Below are 17,454 nucleotides of genomic sequence, written 5' to 3'. Positions count from 1 at the left end.
AAAAAAGCTGAATAGAAATTCTATTCAGCTTTTTTTAACAATATCACTTTTAACTTATTGTTTTGATTCCTTCATTTTTTTGTACAACCTCTTGTTAGTAGCTTGAAATTTTTTATTTGTTACTTCTTGACTAATTCCAATACTGGTTCTAAAATCAAATAACATTTTTTTCATTTCTTTTACCTTATCAGGGTACTGAGCACTTAAATCATCATTTTCACCAACATCTTTCTTTACATTATATAGCTCATATGTTTTAGTATGTTTTAACTCTACCAATTTAAAATCACCATCTCTTACGGCAGCCATACTTGGGTTTCCTGTACCTATTTTAGCAAAATCATAATCCCAAATAATTGGGGCTCTTTTAAATGATTTACATTCTAAAAGCGGATAAAAAGATACTCCATCTTTATGTTGTTCTGGTTTTAAAGGAGCTTTTGCCATGTTTAATAAAGTAGGATAGTAATCTACTCCAACAACAGGTGTATCTTCAACTCTGTTTCCTTTAAAATCTGGTCCATAAACAATTAAAGGCAATCTAATTCCACCTTCATACAACCAACCTTTTCCGGTTTTTAATGGTTTGTTTGAGGTTGCCATAGCTCTTTTAGAACCAATTTCTGTAGTAGACAACCCTCCATTATCTGAAGTTAATATGATGATAGTATTATCAGCAATTCCTAAAGTTTCTAAAGAAGCTCTTAATTTACCTAAACTATCATCTATACTCTGAATCATAGCTGCATATACTGCATTATCTTGATGTAATTTAGTCACTCCTGTTAATTCATTTTTAAAAGCAGGACCTGAAAACTCCATGGTTTTTAATTTAGCTCTGTACTTTTTTACATATTCTGGTTTTCCCTCTAACGGAGTATGAACTCCATAATGAGATACATATGCTAAAAATGGCTGATTTGGATTGTTTTTAACCTGAGAGGCCATATACTTAATTGTTTCATCAGTCAACCTATCCGTTAAATACTCTCCTTCTTTTCCACCCTCTAAACCTGGTACTGGTTTTTTATTTCCTTTACCATATGGATACCAATAAGTTGGAGGCGAACCATAGTGGCAACCACCAACATTTACATCAAAACCTTGGTTTTCTGGCATCTCAGCTTCATTATGAGCCAAATGCCATTTTCCAGTAAAGAAAGTTCCGTAACCATTTTCGTGTAAAGCCTCTGCTAAAGTAACATGCTCTGCAGTTAAATTTTGTAATTCAGGTCTAAAAGGATATTGACCTGCCATGATAGACTTTCTTGAAGACACACATCTTGGAGCTGCCTCGTAACCATTAGTAAATCGGATTCCTTCGTTAGCTAACTTATCAATGTTTGGTGTTTCATAAAAGTTAGATCCATAGCATCCTAAATCCATGTAACCTAAATCATCAACTAAAAAAAAGATAATGTTAGGGCGTTTGTTATCTTTAGTATTAGCAAAAGTAATTGCTGCAAACAAAAGACAAACTAGGGTAATTTGTTTCATCTTAAATTATTTTATATTAAACAGTTATTTCAAAAATACGAATCTACAGACATATTTATGTAGTTTTTTTAAACTAAAAAACTCCTAACGCTAAATTAGGAGTTCTTAAACTAACTAAATACTGATTACAGCAAACAAAACTTAACTAATATATCTGTAACTAATAGCTAAGACACTCATCAAGTCAAAAGGTTTAATTCCTAAAACAAAAAAACCTTACATTTTTTATGTAAGGCCTTTTTAAATTATCTTTTTCTTCTTTTCGGTTTTCTTTTTCTCTCCGAAAATCTCTCTTCTTTTTTATCTCTATCTAACACACTTACAAAACCATCTTGATTTCTTTTTCCTCTTGTAGGTTTAGATTTTTTATTGATGATTCCTTTTGGAACATCAACTGTATCATCAAAAGTATTTTTTGCTTTAAAGTTTTTAGAAGGGTTTTTAAACTTTCCATCAGGCAACAATCTTCTAATTAAATCTTGACGACCGATTTTGGTTAACGAATTTCTAATCCAAGCCTGATTTTCTTTTTTATACCAGAAAAAGAATCGGTGTTGTTCTTCTTTTTCTTTAGCTGTTTTAGGCGTATCCATTTTTTCTAAGGTATAAGGATGATACCCACTATAATAAATAACCGTAGCTACTGTCATAGGTGTTGGTGTAAAACCTTGTACTTGCTCTAACTGAAACCCCATATCTTTAGTTTCGGCAGCCATGTTTGCCATATCCTCTAAATCAGATTGTGGGTGACTAGAAATGAAATAAGGAATTAATTGTAGGTTTAATTTCTTTCTTAAATTGATTTTATCAAAAATCTTTTTAAAATCGTGAAAATTAGAAAATGATGGTTTACGCATCAATTTTAAAACCTTATCCGAAGTATGCTCTGGTGCTACTTTTAAACGTCCAGAAACGTGATTGGTAATTACCTCTTCGGTATAATCTTCTAACTCTTTTGGATCTGCATTTTTATTAAAATCCGGCACTAACATATCGTAACGAATACCAGAACCGATAAATGATTTTTTAATTTTTGGATGCTTATCAACCGATTGATAAATATCCGTTAACGGAGCATGAGAAGTATCTAAGTTTGAACAAATCACTGGATTGATACAAGAAGGAGCAACACATTTATCACAAATTTCTTGAACCTTTCCTTTCATTTGATACATGTTGGCAGATGGCCCACCAATATCAGACAAATACCCTTTAAAATCTGGCATGTTTGCTACTTGATCTACCTCTTTTAAAATAGATTCTTTACTTCTACTAGCAATAAACTTTCCTTGATGTGCAGAAATGGTACAAAAACTACATCCACCAAAACAACCACGATGTGTATTGATAGAAAATTTAATCATTTCAAAAGCAGGAATAGGCCCTCTTTTGTTGTATTTAGGATGTGGTAAACGAGTATAAGGCAAATCAAAAGAAGCATCTATTTCTTTTTCCAACATAGTTGGATAAGGTGGATTAATCACCAAAACCTCATCACCTATATCTTGTAAAATTCTACCTCCATAAGTTTTATTAGACTCTTGCTCTACAACTTTAAAATTGGCTGCAAATGTTTTTTTATCAGCCAAACAATCTTCATGAGAACTTAATCTTTTATCTACCCAATTTTTATTTTTTTGGATAGGTTCATTTTTAGGCTGTAAATAAGCAGTTTGTTTAACCGTTCTTAATGATGAAAATGGAACTCCTTTTTGCATTAAAGTTACAATCTCTTTTAGAGGTTGTTCTCCCATTCCGTATACCAAAATATCAGCTCCAGACTCTGCCAAAATACTTGGCTTTAAAGCATCAGACCAATAATCGTAATGCGTTACACGTCTTAACGAAGCTTCAATACCTCCAATTAGCACAGGAGTATCTGGAAACTTTTCTTTTAATATTTTACTATAAACGGTAGTGGCATAATCGGGACGTAAACCTTTATCACCATTTGGGGTATACGCATCTTTATCACGTCTACGTTTGCTAGCAGTATAATTACTCACCATAGAATCCATTACTCCAGATGTTACTCCAAAGAATAATCTTGGTTTTCCAAGCTTTTCAAAATCTTGTAAATTATCTGTTACACTTGGTTGTGGAACAATAGCAACTCTTAATCCGTAACTCTCTAACAAACGGCCAATTACTGCAGGCCCAAATGATGGATGATCCACATAGGCATCTCCACTAAATAGAATTACATCTAATTCATCCCAACCTCTAATCTTACATTCTTTCTTAGTAGTTGGTAACCAGCTTGATAGTCTTAACTCTTGTTCCATTTTGCAAAGATACATTGATTAAAAGGAATAACAATATCTCTTATGTAAGATTCATCATTAAACCTTTTTTATTTTATTCCATCTTATATACATAATCCTTAAAATTTAATATCATGAAAAAAATAAGCTTACTGATTGCAACATTTGTATTTGTTGGTGCTTTTGCACAAAAAAACAAACCTAAAAAAGAATCATTTACTGCTGAACAAAAAACACAGTTGATGGTTAAAAAAATGAGTGTAGCGTTAGATTTAACCGAAAAACAAGAAGCTAAAATAACTCCTATTGTTGCAGATAAAGTAAAAAAAATAGAAGCTAAAATGGCTGAATTTAAAGATCGTAAAAAAGGAGAAAGACCTGAAAGAAAAGAAATTTCTAACGAAGAAAAGTTTAAAACAGCTATGGCTCATTTAGAAGAGCAAAAAGCTTTACAAAACAAAATGAAAAGCATTTTAAACAAAGAACAATATGTTAGTTGGAAAGAAATGCAAACCAAACAACACCACAGAAGAGGTGAAATGATGAAAAAACGTTCAGAAAAAAAGAGAGGTGATTCTAAAGGAAAAAGAGATCACAAACGTGAAAAACCAGCAGCATAATTTTCTAAAATAAAAAAAAGCGATGTTTTAAACATCGCTTTTTTATTCTCCTTTTAATTTTAATGATCTAGACTGTATCCTAAAACTTTAAACTGATAAGGGGTAATTTCTAAATTAAACTCATGCGCTACTTCTAACTCATCTAATGATATTTGGATAATTTTTTGCTCAGAAGGAACAGAAACATATAAAAACTCATCACTAACATCTATATTACTTGTTACAGAACCATGGTCTGTAGCCTCTGTATCTAAAGCAACACTTAACTGTCCTTGATGGGCCACACTCTTACTTTCTATTTCAGTAACATTTAAATATCCACTTTTAGTCAGTGCTACTACATATTCTCCATCTGAACTCACTATACATTTAAACAAATCTGTAGTTTCATAAACTGGAGTAATTTCACTGTTTTCTATATCAATATAATAAACACCTTTAGTAGCAGTATATCCTATAAACAAATTTGAGTCATGAGTACTTAACAAACTTCCAAACCAAACATCATCTTCAAAACTATCAGGATAGTGAATCAAACTTTGTTCTCCAGTGTCTTTTACTACCAAAACACCCGTATTAGAACCAAAAATAGCCACCTTATCTCCTGCTGCATTTCCATGAATACCCGAAGTTATAATTATAGACTGATTTGGAAAAAGAACTTCTCCACTTTGATTGATTATTTTAACAGATTCTGGCAGCGAAGCTCCATTCCCTAGCTCTGTAACAGCAATAGTTCCATTTTTGTACACAGCCATAGCTCCATGATGTGCAACAGATCCTGTATTAATTGTTCTTACAGGTGATGAATTATTATGAATACTATTCTCATTAAACAAACTTAAAGTTGCATCTCCATCATTATAAACCACAACATACCCTTGAGCAGATTTAAAATGTGTTGGTTTTTGACTTTCGAAACTTATTGCTGCTAAACCTGTTTCTCCTAAATCATGACTATGATCTCCGTGCGCAACCTCACCTCCTAGATTAAAGGTTTCTGTAAAGTTATTATCTCTATGAGTTATCACTCCGTATCTCCCAGACTCTGTAGCATATATTGATCCTTTACTATATTTTGCCTGATAGGTTTGAATAGACTCATCATGAGGTTTTATAAAGTTTAAAGTTTTAGAGTTGACATCCGAAACCAATAAAGCCATGTTTTCTTGTTCATCATGATGTTCGTGTTCGTGTTCGTGTTCAATATCATGGTCGTCATCAGAACATGAGATAAAGAATGAAAATGCTACTGCATAGACTAAGAATTTAAATTGTTTCATTTTAATTTATTGTTTAAAAATTTTGAAGCAAATATAGAATAAAAACAAACAAACGCAACAATGTTGCATTTAAAAAAAATGAAATAAAAAAACTCCTAAAAACCAATTGACTTTTAGGAGTTTTAAATCTAATTAACCGGAGGTTATTCTACTCTTAATTCTTGCCCAATAGACAAATCGTTATTTCTTAAATGATTGATTTTTTTTAACTCATCAACCGTTAAATCATATTTTTTAGCAATAGAATATAAAGTTTCTTTTCTTTCTACAATATGATAATTACTTCTCTCAGCATCGCTCCTTAACTTTAATTCTTCTCCTTTATGAATAATATTATCTGATAAGTTATTTAACGCTTTTATTTCATCTACCGGAATTCCATATTTTTGAGAAATAGAATACAAAGTGTCGTCAGATCCTACCACATGAACTCCTTTTCTATTGATTTTTTTTCTTCTTTTAGACTCAGTTTTATAATCTTTAATTGTAGCTTCAATTTCTTCTTTACTTACAGATACATAGTCTAAATCTTTTCCTTTTAGCACCATTTTGTCGTACTTATATAGCTCGTATTTTTCTATATAATTAATCAATTTATTTGGATACTTAGGATCTGTAGCATAACCCGCTTTTTTTAAACCTTTTGCCCAACCTTTATAATCATCTTTATCTAAACCAAACAAACTTGCATACCTAAAACGAGTGGTTAAAAACAGTGAGTGATCTTGGTAAGATGTAGCTGGATATTGGTACTTTCTAAAACACTCACCTTTTGCATCATCATCGTGATACACTTTTTCTCCTTTCCAACCTGTATGACATTTAATTCCAAAATGATTGTTTGATTTTAATGCTAAATTACTTCTACCACTCCCAGATTCTAAAATTCCTTGAGCCAAAGTAATACTTGCCGGAATTTTAAACTTTTTCATTTCTTCCATAGCCAAAGGAGCATATTGTTCAATATACTGTAGTGTATAATCACTCAAATAACTATTGGCATCTTTTTTAGTTTTTTCTACAACTTTTTCAACCTCTTTTAAAGCCTCTTTACTTGGCACTACTTTTACTTCCTGTTCTGTATTAACGTTTACTGCTTTGGTTCTTTTAGCGGTTACTTTTTTACTAGAACCACAAGAAACAATTACAAATACAGAAAGAAAAACTAAAATTTTATTCATTGATGATTGTTTTATTTTTTTGTTTTAAAAGAAGATTCATACCCGCTATTCCCTGTAACCCACCAGTGTGAATTGCCAAAATTTTAGACTCTTTTTTAAAGTGATTATTTTTAATTAAATCTAAAATTCCAAACAGCATTTTTCCAGTATAAATAGGATCTAGTAAAATATTGGTGTCTTTTTTAAATTGATTAATAAAAGTAATTAATTCCTCTGATACTTTTCCATATCCACCAAAATGATACTCTGATATTACCTTCCAATTTTGCTTGTTAGGCTTTAAACTGTTGATTTCATCTGCAATCCAACTTCCTTTTAACGATGGAAACACTAAAATATTCTGCTTAGCAGCACTACTATTAATAATTCCTGTTACCGTACCACCAGTTCCCAAAGCACAACAAACATGTGTAAAATCCTTGTCTGTTTCTGATAAAATTTCTTCGCAACCCTTAATCGCTAAAGAATTTGTTCCTCCTTCTGGAAGGATATAACAATTGGGATATTTATTTAAAAGTGATGCTAAAAAATCTGTTTCGTTTTTTTGTTGATACTCAGCACGAGAAACAAATAAAAATTCCATTCCAAATTGATGAGCTTGTTTTAAAGTAGGATTTTTATCAAAATTTTTTTCTAAATCTATCCCTAATTCTTCTCCACGAATTACTCCAACGGTTTTAAAACCAAACTCTTTACCTGCTGCTGCAGTAGCCAAAATATGATTGGAATAAGCCCCACCAAAAGTTAACAAACAGTCTTTCTTTTGATTTTTAGCTTCTTGTATGTTGTATTTTAATTTTCTGAATTTATTTCCCGAAATAAATGGATGAAGCAAGTCCTCTCTCTTTACATATAACAAAACTCCTTTGTCTTGTAAAAGAGGAATATTGATTTGTATGTTTTGGGAAAAATTCATGATTATTCAATTGATTCTCGATACTAATTTCATTCATTAGATTACTGAAATTCACTCGAACTGACATCTCGATTTTTTATAGTCACTTCGAGTAATTTTAAGAAACAAAAAATTGTATCGAGAAGTTTATCCTTCTCTTGATGAAATTTCATCATCAAGTTCAAACAGCTCTTCAGTTAAAGTATCCAACTCATCTTTTTTAGCCTGATATTTTTCAAAGAAAGTTCCATCAGCAGCGTGTTTTTCGTAATCTTCTGCCAACTGATCATCCATTTTTTTGATATCGTTTTCTAAATCAGCTATGGTTCTTTCTATTTTACTAAACCTGTTCTTTAATTTTTTTACTTCTTTTTCTTCTTCTCTACTTAATTTTCCGCTTTTTGGTTCTGAAGATTTTTCCGAAGCTACTACTGTTTTCATTTCTGCTTCACGCATATCTTCTAGCTTATGCTCTGCTAAGAAATAATCTAAATCTCCTAAATATTCTTTTATTTCTTTGTCTTTAAAATAGAACACTTTTTCTGTTAAACCTTGTAAAAAATCCCTATCATGCGAAACCAAAATTAAAGTTCCTTCAAAATTTTCTAAGGCTTTTTTTAACACATTTTTAGAAGCAATGTCTAAGTGGTTTGTTGGCTCATCCATTACCAAAACATTAAACGGATCTAACAACATTTTACACAAAGCCAAACGGTTACGCTCTCCTCCTGATAATACTTTTACTTTTTTATCTACATCATCACCTCTAAACAAAAAGGAACCTAACATATCTCTAACCTTTGCTCTATTACCATCATTGGCGGCATTTTCCATGGTTTCTAACAAAGTGATTTCGCCATCTAAATGTTCTGCTTGGTTTTGGGCAAAATATCCTATTTGTACATTATGTCCCAACTTTAAATTTCCTTGATAGTCGGTTTCTCCAACCATCATTTTTGCCAAGGTAGATTTTCCTTGTCCGTTTTGACCTACGAACGCAATTTTAGAACCTCGCTCTATCATCATGTTTACATTTGCCAACACGTGTTTATCTCCGTAACTTTTAGAAACATTTTCTGCTTCTACCACAATTTTCCCTGGTTCTTTTGATATAGGAAAACGAACATTCATCACTGCATTGTCTTCTCCATCTACTTCAATTCTTTGAACCTTATCTAACTGTTTTATTAAAGATTGTGCTAAAGATGCTTTGGTAGCTTTGTATCGGAATCTTTCTATTAATTCCTCTTTGGCTTTTATTTCTTTTTCTTGATTTTTTTGAGCTTGTAATTGTTTTTCACGAATCTCATCTCTCAACAACATAAATTGAGAATAAGATTTTTTATAATCGTAAATCTGACCCAAAGAAATTTCTATAGTTCTATTGGTTACATTGTCTAAAAACATTTTATCGTGAGAAACCAAAACAACTGCACCAGCATAGTTTCTTAAAAAGTTTTCTAACCATATAATAGATTCAATATCTAAGTGGTTGGTAGGCTCATCTAACAGTAAAATATCATTTTGTTGTAATAGCAATTTTGCCAATTCTATACGCATTCTCCAACCTCCAGAAAAAGTATCGGTTAACTTGTTAAAATCTGCACGTTGAAATCCTAATCCTTGAAGAATTTTTTCTGTTTCGCCTTGGTAATTATATCCTCCAAGCATTTCATAACGAGTTGTTTTTTCTTCCAAATTATGCATTAAGTCTACATAGTAGTCACTTTCATAATCGGTACGTTCTGCCAACTCATTGTTGATTTGCTCTAACTCAACTTCTATTTTTTTAATTTCTTCAAAAGCTTGATATGCTTCTTCTAAAATAGTTCTCCCTGGAATGAAATCTATATCCTGACGTAAAAATCCAATTTGGATATCTTTATCAAAAGCCATGGTACCTCCATCGCTTGGTAAATCTTTAGACAACACTTTTAATAAGGTAGATTTTCCTGCTCCATTTTTCCCTACCAAACCGACTCTATCTCCTTTTTCTAACTTAAAAGTAATTCCAGAAAAAAGATCTTCACCATTAAATGTAACTGTTAAATTATGTACGTTAACCATATGTAACTTTTGTTGCTTTTATCAAAAAAATAGGCACTATATTTGTTCTATTACAGAACCTCTTACTTTGTTATTTTGTCTTTTTAGACAATGCAAAAGTACCATAATTATACAGACCATGTTTACAAAAGAAAGCAAACTCTACAGCATCATTAATTCTAAATGTCCACAATGCCATGAAGGTGATTTTTTTGAGAACAAACTTTCTTTAAACGTGCTTAAAACTACTGCTACCAAAACCAATTGTCCTAAATGCAATTTAAAATACATGAGAGAACCGTCGTTCTTTTATGGAGCGATGTATGTAGGTTATGGATTAAGTGTAGGGTTAGCTATTGCCTTATATATTATAAGCTCTGTATTTGTTGGATTGAGCATGAGACAAAGCATTGTAACTATAGCCATAGGGCTATTTATATTAGCCCCATGGAGTTTAAGAATTTCTAGGGTAATTTGGATTCATCTATTTATTAAATACCAAAAAGACCCGAACAAAAGAGTAAAATAATTACTATTCTATTATTTCACCATCTTTCATTTTTACGATAAAAGCGTCCATAATTTTTAAGTCCGTTACAATTTTAAGTAAATTTTCAGCCTCTTTAATGGTTTTAAAATTTCCTAAAACATAATTACTCAAACCATTGTGTTTAATGTTTTTGATGTCTGAATCAAACTGCACATCAAACTTTCTATATGCTCCTATTTGCACTCCGTAAGTAATTACATTTACTGGCTTTACAACTTCAGGTTTAACAACCTCTTTTTTAACAGGGGCTACCACTTCTTTTTTTACAACTGGAGCTTCCTCTTTTTTAGTAGAACAGGCTACTGAAATCAAAACAAATAATGCACAAATTACTTTTCCAATATTTAGTAAATTTTTACTTCTCTTTAAACTCATAATATTAAATTTTTAATGGTTTTTCTTTTTAACAACTAATTTATTTTATTCAAATCTAGTAATATCTATTTCTTTAGACAAAGGTTCGTTATTTTCTAAATAATGATAAAGCTGTTTTGCTACAGTTGGTGCAATCATCACACCACGAGTTCCCATACCATTAAAAACAATTAAATTTTTATGTTTAGGATGTTTTCCCACCAAAGGTCTTCTGTCTTTTACCGTAGGTCTTATCCCTCCAAACTGATCTACAACCTCGTAGGAAACATCAATCATCGTATCTAATTTTTCTAACAATTCTTTTCTTCCGTTATCTGTAGGATTCAATGTTTTGTCTGTCCAATTAAAAGTAGCACCAATCCAATATATATCCTCGCCTACAGGCAACACAAACAAACTAGATTTTATTTGCTCTGTTAATTGTAAATCTGGAGCTTTAATAAATAACATTTCTCCTTTGGTTCCTGTTAATGGTAAGTAATTAAAAAAAGGATTTTCTTTTAAACCGTAACCTTCTGCAAAAATAACCTTAGTAGCTTTTATCTGCTTATAGGTAACAAACTCATCAGAAATTTCTAAATCATTATGTACAAAAGGAATTTCTAAAAACTGTTCTTTATCTTTTAGGTATTTAATATAATCATCTAACACATTTGTTACCAAAACCCTACCGGTTCCATTAACTTTACCAAATCCTTCGTAATGTGTAATTCCCTGTTTTTCTGATTTGATGATTTTAGGATCCATATATTTTTCTAACAATGGATTATCACAAGCCATAAACCAGTTGTTTTGATCTTCTACAGATTTAAAAACTTTTAAAGTGTCAAAAAAAGTAAGATACTCTCCACCTAATCTTTGACTGATATCTTTATAAAAAGGAAATAAATTATCCAATTGTTCATCTGCATTCCAAACAGGAGTAAAACGTTTTAAAATTACAGGATTAAAAACTCCTGCTGCTACTCTAGACGAAACTTGAGAAGCATTATCTAACACTACAAAAGAGTGTCCATGATCTTCTAACTCTTTGGAAATAGCCATCCCAGCCAATCCAAAACCAACAATTATATATTCTACTTGCATGGAGCTAATTTACAATTTTAAGAAATCGTTCTATATTAATTTACAACTTATTAATTATGAGTATATTTGACATTGGAACGGAATAGATTGATTATTTTTTTTCACAAACATAACCCTATGAAAAAAAAACTAACCATTAAAGACATTGCTAAGGAACTAAACGTTTCTATTTCAACTGTTTCAAAAGCACTGAATGACAGTCATGAAATAGCAGAAGTAACTAAAAAACGTATTCAGGCCTATGCTAAGGAATTTAAATACAAACCCAATTTTAATGCCCTTAGCTTAAAAAACAAAAAAACAAAGACCATAGCTGTATTAATACCTAATATGTTAAAATACATTTATGCTCAAGTTTTTAATGGAATTGAACAGGTTGCTAACGAAGCCGGGTACAAAATAATCACTTGTGTTTCTAACGAAAAAACTAGCAAAGAAATTGAAATTTTAGAAATGCTATCTAATGGTAGTATTGATGGGTTTATTATTTCTCCTGCCTTAGAAAGTAGTATTAACAAAGATTATCTTCATTTTCAAAACGTGATTGACGAAGGATTTCCAATTGTGATGTTTGATAGAGTTCCTAAAGAATTAGATTGCGATAAAGTCATGATTAAAGACAATAAAGCAACTTTTAATGCTGTAGAGCATTTAAAAAATACTGGATGTCAAAACATCGCTTTTATATCTACCCACAAAAAGCTTAGTAGTACTAAAAAAAGAAAAAAAGGATACTTACAAGGACTAGAAGAATTTAACCTTCCTGTTAATGATGAAATTATTATTGATTTATCTGACTACAACTACAAAGAATACGAAAAACTTCTTACTCCTATCTTAGAAAAAAATAAAATAGATGGTGTAATTACCACCAACGAAGCTACTGCCATAGCAGCTCAAAAAGTAGCGCTAAAATTAGGGTATAATATCCCTGGAAACTTTTCTGTAATCGCCTTTTCAAACGGTATTTTAGCTAGACATGCTAGTCCGCAAATGACAACTATTAGTCAACATGGTGAAAAAATGGGAGCTAAAGCCGCAAAAATATTGATTGAGAGAATTGAAAACGAAGAGGAAAATATTCCTTACGTTACCAAGATCATCAAAACCGATTTGGTTATGAGAAGCTCAACCAAAAACTTTTTAAAATTAAATTACAAGTAATTTTACTCAGAGAGTAATCAAAAACACTTACAGGAACATCAATATCATTTGTTTTAACAAATTTTACCAAATAAATTTATTAGAACAAATGATGAAAAAACTATTATCTATTTTTATTACCTGTATTGTGTGTCTTTCAATAAATGCACAATCACCTACACCTAAAAATATAAACGTTATTTTTCTTGGAGGACAATCAAACATGGTTGGTCACGGATCTTATAATGATTTGTCTCAAACTGATAAAGATAGAGTTGATGCAGTAGCTAATAGAGTAACAGTAAGTAAGCAAGTCCAAAACAACAATATATTCTCTGCTCCACTAGGTATCAATAAATCTTATCAACCTACTGTAAAAATAACTGGTTTTGGTCCAGAATTATTTTCTGCTATAAAATTAGCAGAAGACAACCCTACCGAAGAATATCTTTTTATTAAAACCGCATGGGGTGGATCTTCTTTATATGGTGCATGGAGTAACAACTGGACTGCTGAGAAAGCTGCATTTATAGAAAGTGGAAGTAAACAAACCAATCAATTTTACCAATGGCATATTAGTCACATTCAAAATGCATTACAAAAGATTATAGATGAAGGTAATACCTATACTATTCTAGGTATGTTTTGGATGCAAGGAGAAAATGACGCACTAAAAATTGAAGCTGCGAATAGTTACGAAGCAAATCTAACTAGTTTTATCAACGCCTACAGAACCACCTTTAATCTTCCTAAAATGCCATTTATCGCTGGACAAATAAATTCTAGGTATGGTGTTTCCGGAGGGCCAGAAACTATTAGGCAAGCTTTTTTAAATGTAGAAGCAGTAGTAAATGATGTTAAAATTATAAGAACTGCAGTAGATCCTACATCAACTTGGGCAGATTATCCAAAAAGAGATGATAACGTTCATTATAACAACGAAGGATTAAAACGCTTAGGGATTGAGTTTGCAAATAAATTAGTAGAATTAAACTCAAGCCTTTCAGTACAAAACAACAATGCTGATTTTAAAAAAAAAATCCATTTGAATTAGTTTTGCACTCCAATAGCTTCTCAATACTAAAACTAAGCAATGCTAATATTAGCGTTTATAACTTATATGGAAAAAAAATATCAGATGATCGTATTGATAAAGAAAGGAAATTCACTTCTATTAAATATGACCCTGGTGTCTATATCATTTCAATTCATAAAGAAAACAATCATTTTACAAAAAAAATAGTCCTTAATTAAGGACTATTTTTTTAAAGTTAAATTACAAATCATAAAAACCCATAATTATTGATGATAGCTTTATAGGTTTTATCTAACCAATAAAATTGGTATTTCTTATTGTGAAATGTACCTTTATACAAACATTTAGAACACATGAGATTTCACACAAGAAAATGGGTAAAACCCGAAGATTTAAACGCTAATGCTACCTTATTTGGAGGAAAACTATTAGCTTGGATTGATGAAGAAGCTGCGTTGTATTCTATTATACAACTAGAAAACAACAGAGTCGTTACCAAATACATGTCCGAAATCAACTTTTTAAGTTCTGCTAAAAAAGGAGATATTGTTGAAATTGGAATGGAGGTAGTAAAATTTGGAAAATCATCTTTGACCTTAAATTGTGAAGTCCGAAACAAAATGACTAGAGAGACCATCATTAAGGTAGAAAATATCATTATGGTAAATTTAGGTGATGATGGCAAACCAAAACCTCATGGTAAAACAGAAGTAGAATTTGTAAAAGACAGATTAAACAACGACAAATAACCCTATAAAAAAAGCGACTCGTTTGAGTCGCTTTTTTTATATAATAGCCTTAAATATTATTAAGATAATAACTGCTTTATCACTATTGATATTGCTTTTCCATCTGCTTTTCCAGCAAATTGTTGAGAAGCAATCCCCATCAATTTCCCCATATCTTTTATTGATGAAGCTCCAGTTTCTGAAATTAATTTAGACAAAGCTGCTTTTAACTCATCTTCACTCATTTGTTCTGGCAAAAATTGAGAAATTACTTCCGCTTGTGCTATTTCAGGTTCTGCTAAATCTGCTCTACCTTGCTCAGTATATAATGCTGCTGAATCCTTACGTTGTTTCACCAACTTTTGTAACAATTTAATTTCAGCATCTTCAGTGATCTCTTCTTTAGCTCCATTTTCTGTTTGTGCTAATAAAATTGCCGATTTAACAGCTCTTAACGCTTCTAATGCTACGGTATCTTTTGCTCTCATAGCATCTTTCATTTTTGCCATGATTTCTGTTGATAAACTCATTTTATATAGATTTGATGATTGGATTACAAAAGTATTAAAAAAACCCAACCAATGGTCGGGTTTTAAAACACTTGTTCTTAATATATAAGTAAGACTAATCTACATTATCGTGTAGAAAAGAATTATTTTTTCTAATTGTTACCTCATTGTCTTTGTCAACATCAATAGAAGTTCTAGAAATCTGATTTACATCTTGTTTACTATGCAACTCTAAACCTAATCTTTTATAAGCTGGCTCTTTTTCAATATCATCAATTACATCTTCATTAAATGCTGATGTTTTAAATCTGTGATTATATTTCTTAAAAGTATTTTTACGTTTTTCGGCACTGCGTTGCACTTCAGAAATAGTTAAATTTAAAGGAGAAACCTCTTCGTGGTCTACAACCTCAATGTGTTTAGGCTGCCTAACTTCAAACTTAATTTCTTCTTCTTCATTTACTTCAATATCCTCAATCTTTTTCTTTACCTCTAAAGACGAAGCATTTTTAATCGTTGGCTGTGCATCAAACTGCTCTAAAGTATATCTTTTAATTCCAGATAAGCTTTCCTCTTGCTTTAAAACTGGTTGAGCTGAAATTTCTTTAGCTTCTACTACTTCAATTTCATTAATATCTTCTTCATCCTCTAGAACATATACTGTCTTAGGAGCCTCTACTTCTTTTCTTTCAAAAACAACCTCTTCTGCATCAATTACAGGCAAATCAAAAACATTAAAAACTTCCTCTTTAGCCTCATATTTAACCTCCTCTGCATCTACAACTGGCAATTCAAAAATATTGATAGGCTCTTCATTAGTTACTTCAATGGCAGAATTTACTGGTAAATCAAAAACATTTACTTTGGCTACAGGCTCTTCTTCAATTTCAGAAAATAAATTTGGAGTGATGTCATTAATCACGAAATCATCTTCACTAACAGAGTCATATACCTCTTCTTCTGCTGTTTCATTTTTTACCTCATTAAAAACAACATCAATATTTTCAATAGCTGCTGTTGTTTCAACCAACTCATTCTCAATTTGTTTTTTAGGCTTAAACACCACCTCTTCTGGCTCTTCTTCTAACAATTGGTGTACTACCTTTTTCTCTTCAATAGGCTCTTCTATAATACGAGTTGTTCTTGGCCTAACTACCGATTGCTCATCCTCAAAATTGTAATGAGCTGTTTGTTCTGTATTTAAAGTATGATAAACTTTTTTAACCTCAGTATTGGTAATATCTCTTTGTTGATCTATAGCAAAACCAGTAGCTACAACTGTTACTGCAATGGCATCTCCTAAAGATTCATCTTCTCCAACTCCCATGATAATATTGGCCTCATACCCAGCTTCTTCTTGAATAAAATCGTTGATTTCTCCAATTTCATCCAAAGTAACCTCATCCGCTCCAGAAACAATTAACAGTAATACGTTTTTTGCTCCTCTAATTTTATTGTCATTCAACAATGGAGAATCTAAAGCTTTAATGATCGCATTTTGAGCTCTGTTCTCTCCAGCCTCTTTTGATGATCCCATGATAGCTGTACCACTATTAGATAGTACTGTTTTAGCATCATGTAAATCTATATTTTGTTTATAGTGATGAGTAATTACCTCTGCAATTCCTCTAGATGCTGTAGATAATACTTCATCAGCTTTAGAGAAACCAGCTTTAAATCCTAAATTACCATACACCTCTCTTAACTTGTTATTATTAATAACAATTAAAGAATCTACATTTTCTCTAAGCTCGTCAATCCCTTTTTGAGCTTGTTTAGCACGCATTCTACCCTCAAACTGAAACGGCATAGTAACAATCCCAACTGTTAAAATGTCCATTTTTTTAGCAATCCCAGCTATAATTGGTGCAGCACCCGTACCTGTACCACCTCCCATACCAGCAGTAATAAACACCATTTTTGTTTGAGAAGTCAACATTTTTTGAATTTCCTCAATACTCTCTTGCGCTGCTTTCTCCCCAACATCAGGGTTTGCTCCAGCTCCTAATCCAGAAGTTAAACTAACTCCTAATTGAATTTTATTAGGTACAGGGCTATTTTGTAAAGCTTGTGCATCTGTATTACAGATAACAAAATCTACTCCTTTAATGTCTTGGGTAAACATGTGATTTACGGCATTACTACCTCCACCACCAACTCCTATTACTTTAATAGAACTTGATTGTGATTTTGGCATATCGAATGCAACGTTATTAAATGGTATATCGCTCATAATAATTG

16 protein-coding genes are annotated in these 17,454 nt (G+C 31.5%); 6 read left to right on the top strand and 10 right to left on the bottom strand.

Annotation, left to right across the window (positions count from 1 at the left end; genetic code table 11):
• Positions 1–54: 54 nt before the first annotated feature.
• Positions 55–1,497: a sulfatase gene (locus AXE80_RS00450; RefSeq protein ID WP_068823960.1), complete on the bottom strand. Its 1,443-nt coding sequence runs from the start codon at positions 1,495–1,497 to the stop codon at positions 55–57.
• A gap of 245 nt (positions 1,498–1,742) precedes the next feature.
• The gene (locus AXE80_RS00445) at positions 1,743–3,782 is read right to left on the bottom strand and encodes a YgiQ family radical SAM protein (RefSeq protein ID WP_068823959.1); all 2,040 of its coding nucleotides are present in this window, start codon (positions 3,780–3,782) and stop codon (positions 1,743–1,745) included.
• 113 nt (positions 3,783–3,895) lie between these two features.
• On the opposite strand from AXE80_RS00445, the gene AXE80_RS00440 reads away from it, so the two are divergent.
• Positions 3,896–4,381: a hypothetical protein gene (locus tag AXE80_RS00440; protein ID WP_068823958.1), complete on the top strand. Its 486-nt coding sequence runs from the start codon at positions 3,896–3,898 to the stop codon at positions 4,379–4,381.
• Between the two features lie 59 nt (positions 4,382–4,440).
• On the opposite strand, the gene AXE80_RS00435 is transcribed toward AXE80_RS00440, so the two are convergent.
• The 4 genes from AXE80_RS00435 to AXE80_RS00420 form a co-directional block, all read right to left on the bottom strand.
• Positions 4,441–5,664 (bottom strand): hypothetical protein, encoded by a 1,224-nt coding sequence (locus tag AXE80_RS00435; RefSeq protein WP_068823957.1) that lies wholly within the window; start codon positions 5,662–5,664, stop codon positions 4,441–4,443.
• Positions 5,665–5,807: 143 nt separating this feature from the next.
• Positions 5,808–6,845 (bottom strand): glucosaminidase domain-containing protein, encoded by a 1,038-nt coding sequence (locus tag AXE80_RS00430; RefSeq protein WP_068823956.1) that lies wholly within the window; start codon positions 6,843–6,845, stop codon positions 5,808–5,810.
• Positions 6,838–7,761, bottom strand: coding sequence for a 1-aminocyclopropane-1-carboxylate deaminase/D-cysteine desulfhydrase (locus AXE80_RS00425; protein WP_083194420.1), 924 nt, complete (start codon positions 7,759–7,761; stop codon positions 6,838–6,840). The genes AXE80_RS00430 and AXE80_RS00425 overlap by 8 nt, the downstream gene beginning before the upstream one ends.
• 126 nt (positions 7,762–7,887) lie before the next feature.
• On the bottom strand, positions 7,888–9,807 hold the full coding sequence (locus AXE80_RS00420) for an ABC-F family ATP-binding cassette domain-containing protein (RefSeq protein WP_068823954.1): 1,920 nt from the start codon (positions 9,805–9,807) through the stop codon (positions 7,888–7,890).
• Positions 9,808–9,925: 118 nt separating this feature from the next.
• Here AXE80_RS00420 and AXE80_RS00415 point away from each other — a divergent pair, with 118 nt between their 5' ends.
• Entirely contained in the window at positions 9,926–10,315 is a 390-nt protein-coding gene (locus AXE80_RS00415) for a DUF983 domain-containing protein (protein WP_068823953.1), read from the top strand.
• Between the two features lie 3 nt (positions 10,316–10,318).
• Here the strand turns inward: AXE80_RS00415 and AXE80_RS00410 are convergent, their stop codons facing one another.
• Positions 10,319–10,711 (bottom strand): SPOR domain-containing protein, encoded by a 393-nt coding sequence (locus AXE80_RS00410; protein WP_068823952.1) that lies wholly within the window; start codon positions 10,709–10,711, stop codon positions 10,319–10,321.
• 45 nt (positions 10,712–10,756) lie between these two features.
• Positions 10,757–11,797 carry an NAD(P)/FAD-dependent oxidoreductase gene (locus AXE80_RS00405; RefSeq protein WP_068823951.1) on the bottom strand — a complete coding sequence of 347 codons (1,041 nt, stop codon included), beginning with the start codon at positions 11,795–11,797 and terminating at the stop codon, positions 10,757–10,759.
• Between the two features lie 117 nt (positions 11,798–11,914).
• Here AXE80_RS00405 and AXE80_RS00400 point away from each other — a divergent pair, with 117 nt between their 5' ends.
• The 4 genes from AXE80_RS00400 (at position 11,915) to AXE80_RS00390 (ending at position 14,725) form a co-directional block, all read left to right on the top strand.
• The gene (locus tag AXE80_RS00400; protein ID WP_068823950.1) at positions 11,915–12,961 is read left to right on the top strand and encodes a LacI family DNA-binding transcriptional regulator; all 1,047 of its coding nucleotides are present in this window, start codon (positions 11,915–11,917) and stop codon (positions 12,959–12,961) included.
• Between the two features lie 91 nt (positions 12,962–13,052).
• Positions 13,053–13,994 carry a sialate O-acetylesterase gene (locus AXE80_RS00395; protein ID WP_068823949.1) on the top strand — a complete coding sequence of 314 codons (942 nt, stop codon included), beginning with the start codon at positions 13,053–13,055 and terminating at the stop codon, positions 13,992–13,994.
• 2 nt (positions 13,995–13,996) lie between these two features.
• A complete protein-coding gene (locus AXE80_RS14570) occupies positions 13,997–14,194 on the top strand; it encodes a T9SS type A sorting domain-containing protein (protein ID WP_083194414.1) in 198 nt (65 codons plus the stop codon).
• Between the two features lie 135 nt (positions 14,195–14,329).
• Positions 14,330–14,725 carry an acyl-CoA thioesterase gene (locus AXE80_RS00390; RefSeq protein WP_068823948.1) on the top strand — a complete coding sequence of 132 codons (396 nt, stop codon included), beginning with the start codon at positions 14,330–14,332 and terminating at the stop codon, positions 14,723–14,725.
• Between the two features lie 59 nt (positions 14,726–14,784).
• On the opposite strand, the gene AXE80_RS00385 is transcribed toward AXE80_RS00390, so the two are convergent.
• Together AXE80_RS00385 and ftsZ are read right to left on the bottom strand one after the other, a co-directional pair.
• Positions 14,785–15,234, bottom strand: coding sequence for a GatB/YqeY domain-containing protein (locus AXE80_RS00385; RefSeq protein ID WP_068823947.1), 450 nt, complete (start codon positions 15,232–15,234; stop codon positions 14,785–14,787).
• A 94-nt stretch (positions 15,235–15,328) separates the two neighbouring features.
• Positions 15,329–17,446 carry a cell division protein FtsZ gene (gene ftsZ / locus AXE80_RS00380; protein ID WP_068823946.1) on the bottom strand — a complete coding sequence of 706 codons (2,118 nt, stop codon included), beginning with the start codon at positions 17,444–17,446 and terminating at the stop codon, positions 15,329–15,331.
• Between the last annotated feature and the right edge of the window lie 8 nt (positions 17,447–17,454).

This window comes from Wenyingzhuangia fucanilytica (genome assembly GCF_001697185.1).
GTDB classification, from domain to species: domain Bacteria; phylum Bacteroidota; class Bacteroidia; order Flavobacteriales; family Flavobacteriaceae; genus Wenyingzhuangia; species Wenyingzhuangia fucanilytica.
Note: the sequence above shows the minus strand (reverse complement) of the source record. Positions and strands in the feature narration are given on the sequence as shown.

Excerpts from the sequence above, each read along its gene's own strand:
- AXE80_RS00430 (WP_068823956.1), bottom strand. The coding sequence starts at position 6,845 with ATGAATAAAATTTTAGTTTTTCTTTCTGTATTTGTAATTGTTTCTTGT.
- AXE80_RS00440 (WP_068823958.1), top strand. The coding sequence starts at position 3,896 with ATGAAAAAAATAAGCTTACTGATTGCAACATTTGTATTTGTTGGTGCT.
- AXE80_RS00390 (WP_068823948.1), top strand. The coding sequence starts at position 14,330 with ATGAGATTTCACACAAGAAAATGGGTAAAACCCGAAGATTTAAACGCT.
- AXE80_RS00425 (WP_083194420.1), bottom strand. The coding sequence starts at position 7,761 with ATGAATTTTTCCCAAAACATACAAATCAATATTCCTCTTTTACAAGAC.
- AXE80_RS00405 (WP_068823951.1), bottom strand. The coding sequence starts at position 11,797 with ATGCAAGTAGAATATATAATTGTTGGTTTTGGATTGGCTGGGATGGCT.
- AXE80_RS00395 (WP_068823949.1), top strand. The coding sequence starts at position 13,053 with ATGAAAAAACTATTATCTATTTTTATTACCTGTATTGTGTGTCTTTCA.
- AXE80_RS00385 (WP_068823947.1), bottom strand. The coding sequence starts at position 15,234 with ATGAGTTTATCAACAGAAATCATGGCAAAAATGAAAGATGCTATGAGA.
- AXE80_RS00415 (WP_068823953.1), top strand. The coding sequence starts at position 9,926 with ATGTTTACAAAAGAAAGCAAACTCTACAGCATCATTAATTCTAAATGT.
- AXE80_RS00435 (WP_068823957.1), bottom strand. The coding sequence starts at position 5,664 with ATGAAACAATTTAAATTCTTAGTCTATGCAGTAGCATTTTCATTCTTT.
- AXE80_RS00445 (WP_068823959.1), bottom strand. The coding sequence starts at position 3,782 with ATGGAACAAGAGTTAAGACTATCAAGCTGGTTACCAACTACTAAGAAA.
- ftsZ (WP_068823946.1), bottom strand. The coding sequence starts at position 17,446 with ATGAGCGATATACCATTTAATAACGTTGCATTCGATATGCCAAAATCA.
- AXE80_RS00420 (WP_068823954.1), bottom strand. The coding sequence starts at position 9,807 with ATGGTTAACGTACATAATTTAACAGTTACATTTAATGGTGAAGATCTT.
- AXE80_RS00400 (WP_068823950.1), top strand. The coding sequence starts at position 11,915 with ATGAAAAAAAAACTAACCATTAAAGACATTGCTAAGGAACTAAACGTT.
- AXE80_RS00410 (WP_068823952.1), bottom strand. The coding sequence starts at position 10,711 with ATGAGTTTAAAGAGAAGTAAAAATTTACTAAATATTGGAAAAGTAATT.
- AXE80_RS00450 (WP_068823960.1), bottom strand. The coding sequence starts at position 1,497 with ATGAAACAAATTACCCTAGTTTGTCTTTTGTTTGCAGCAATTACTTTT.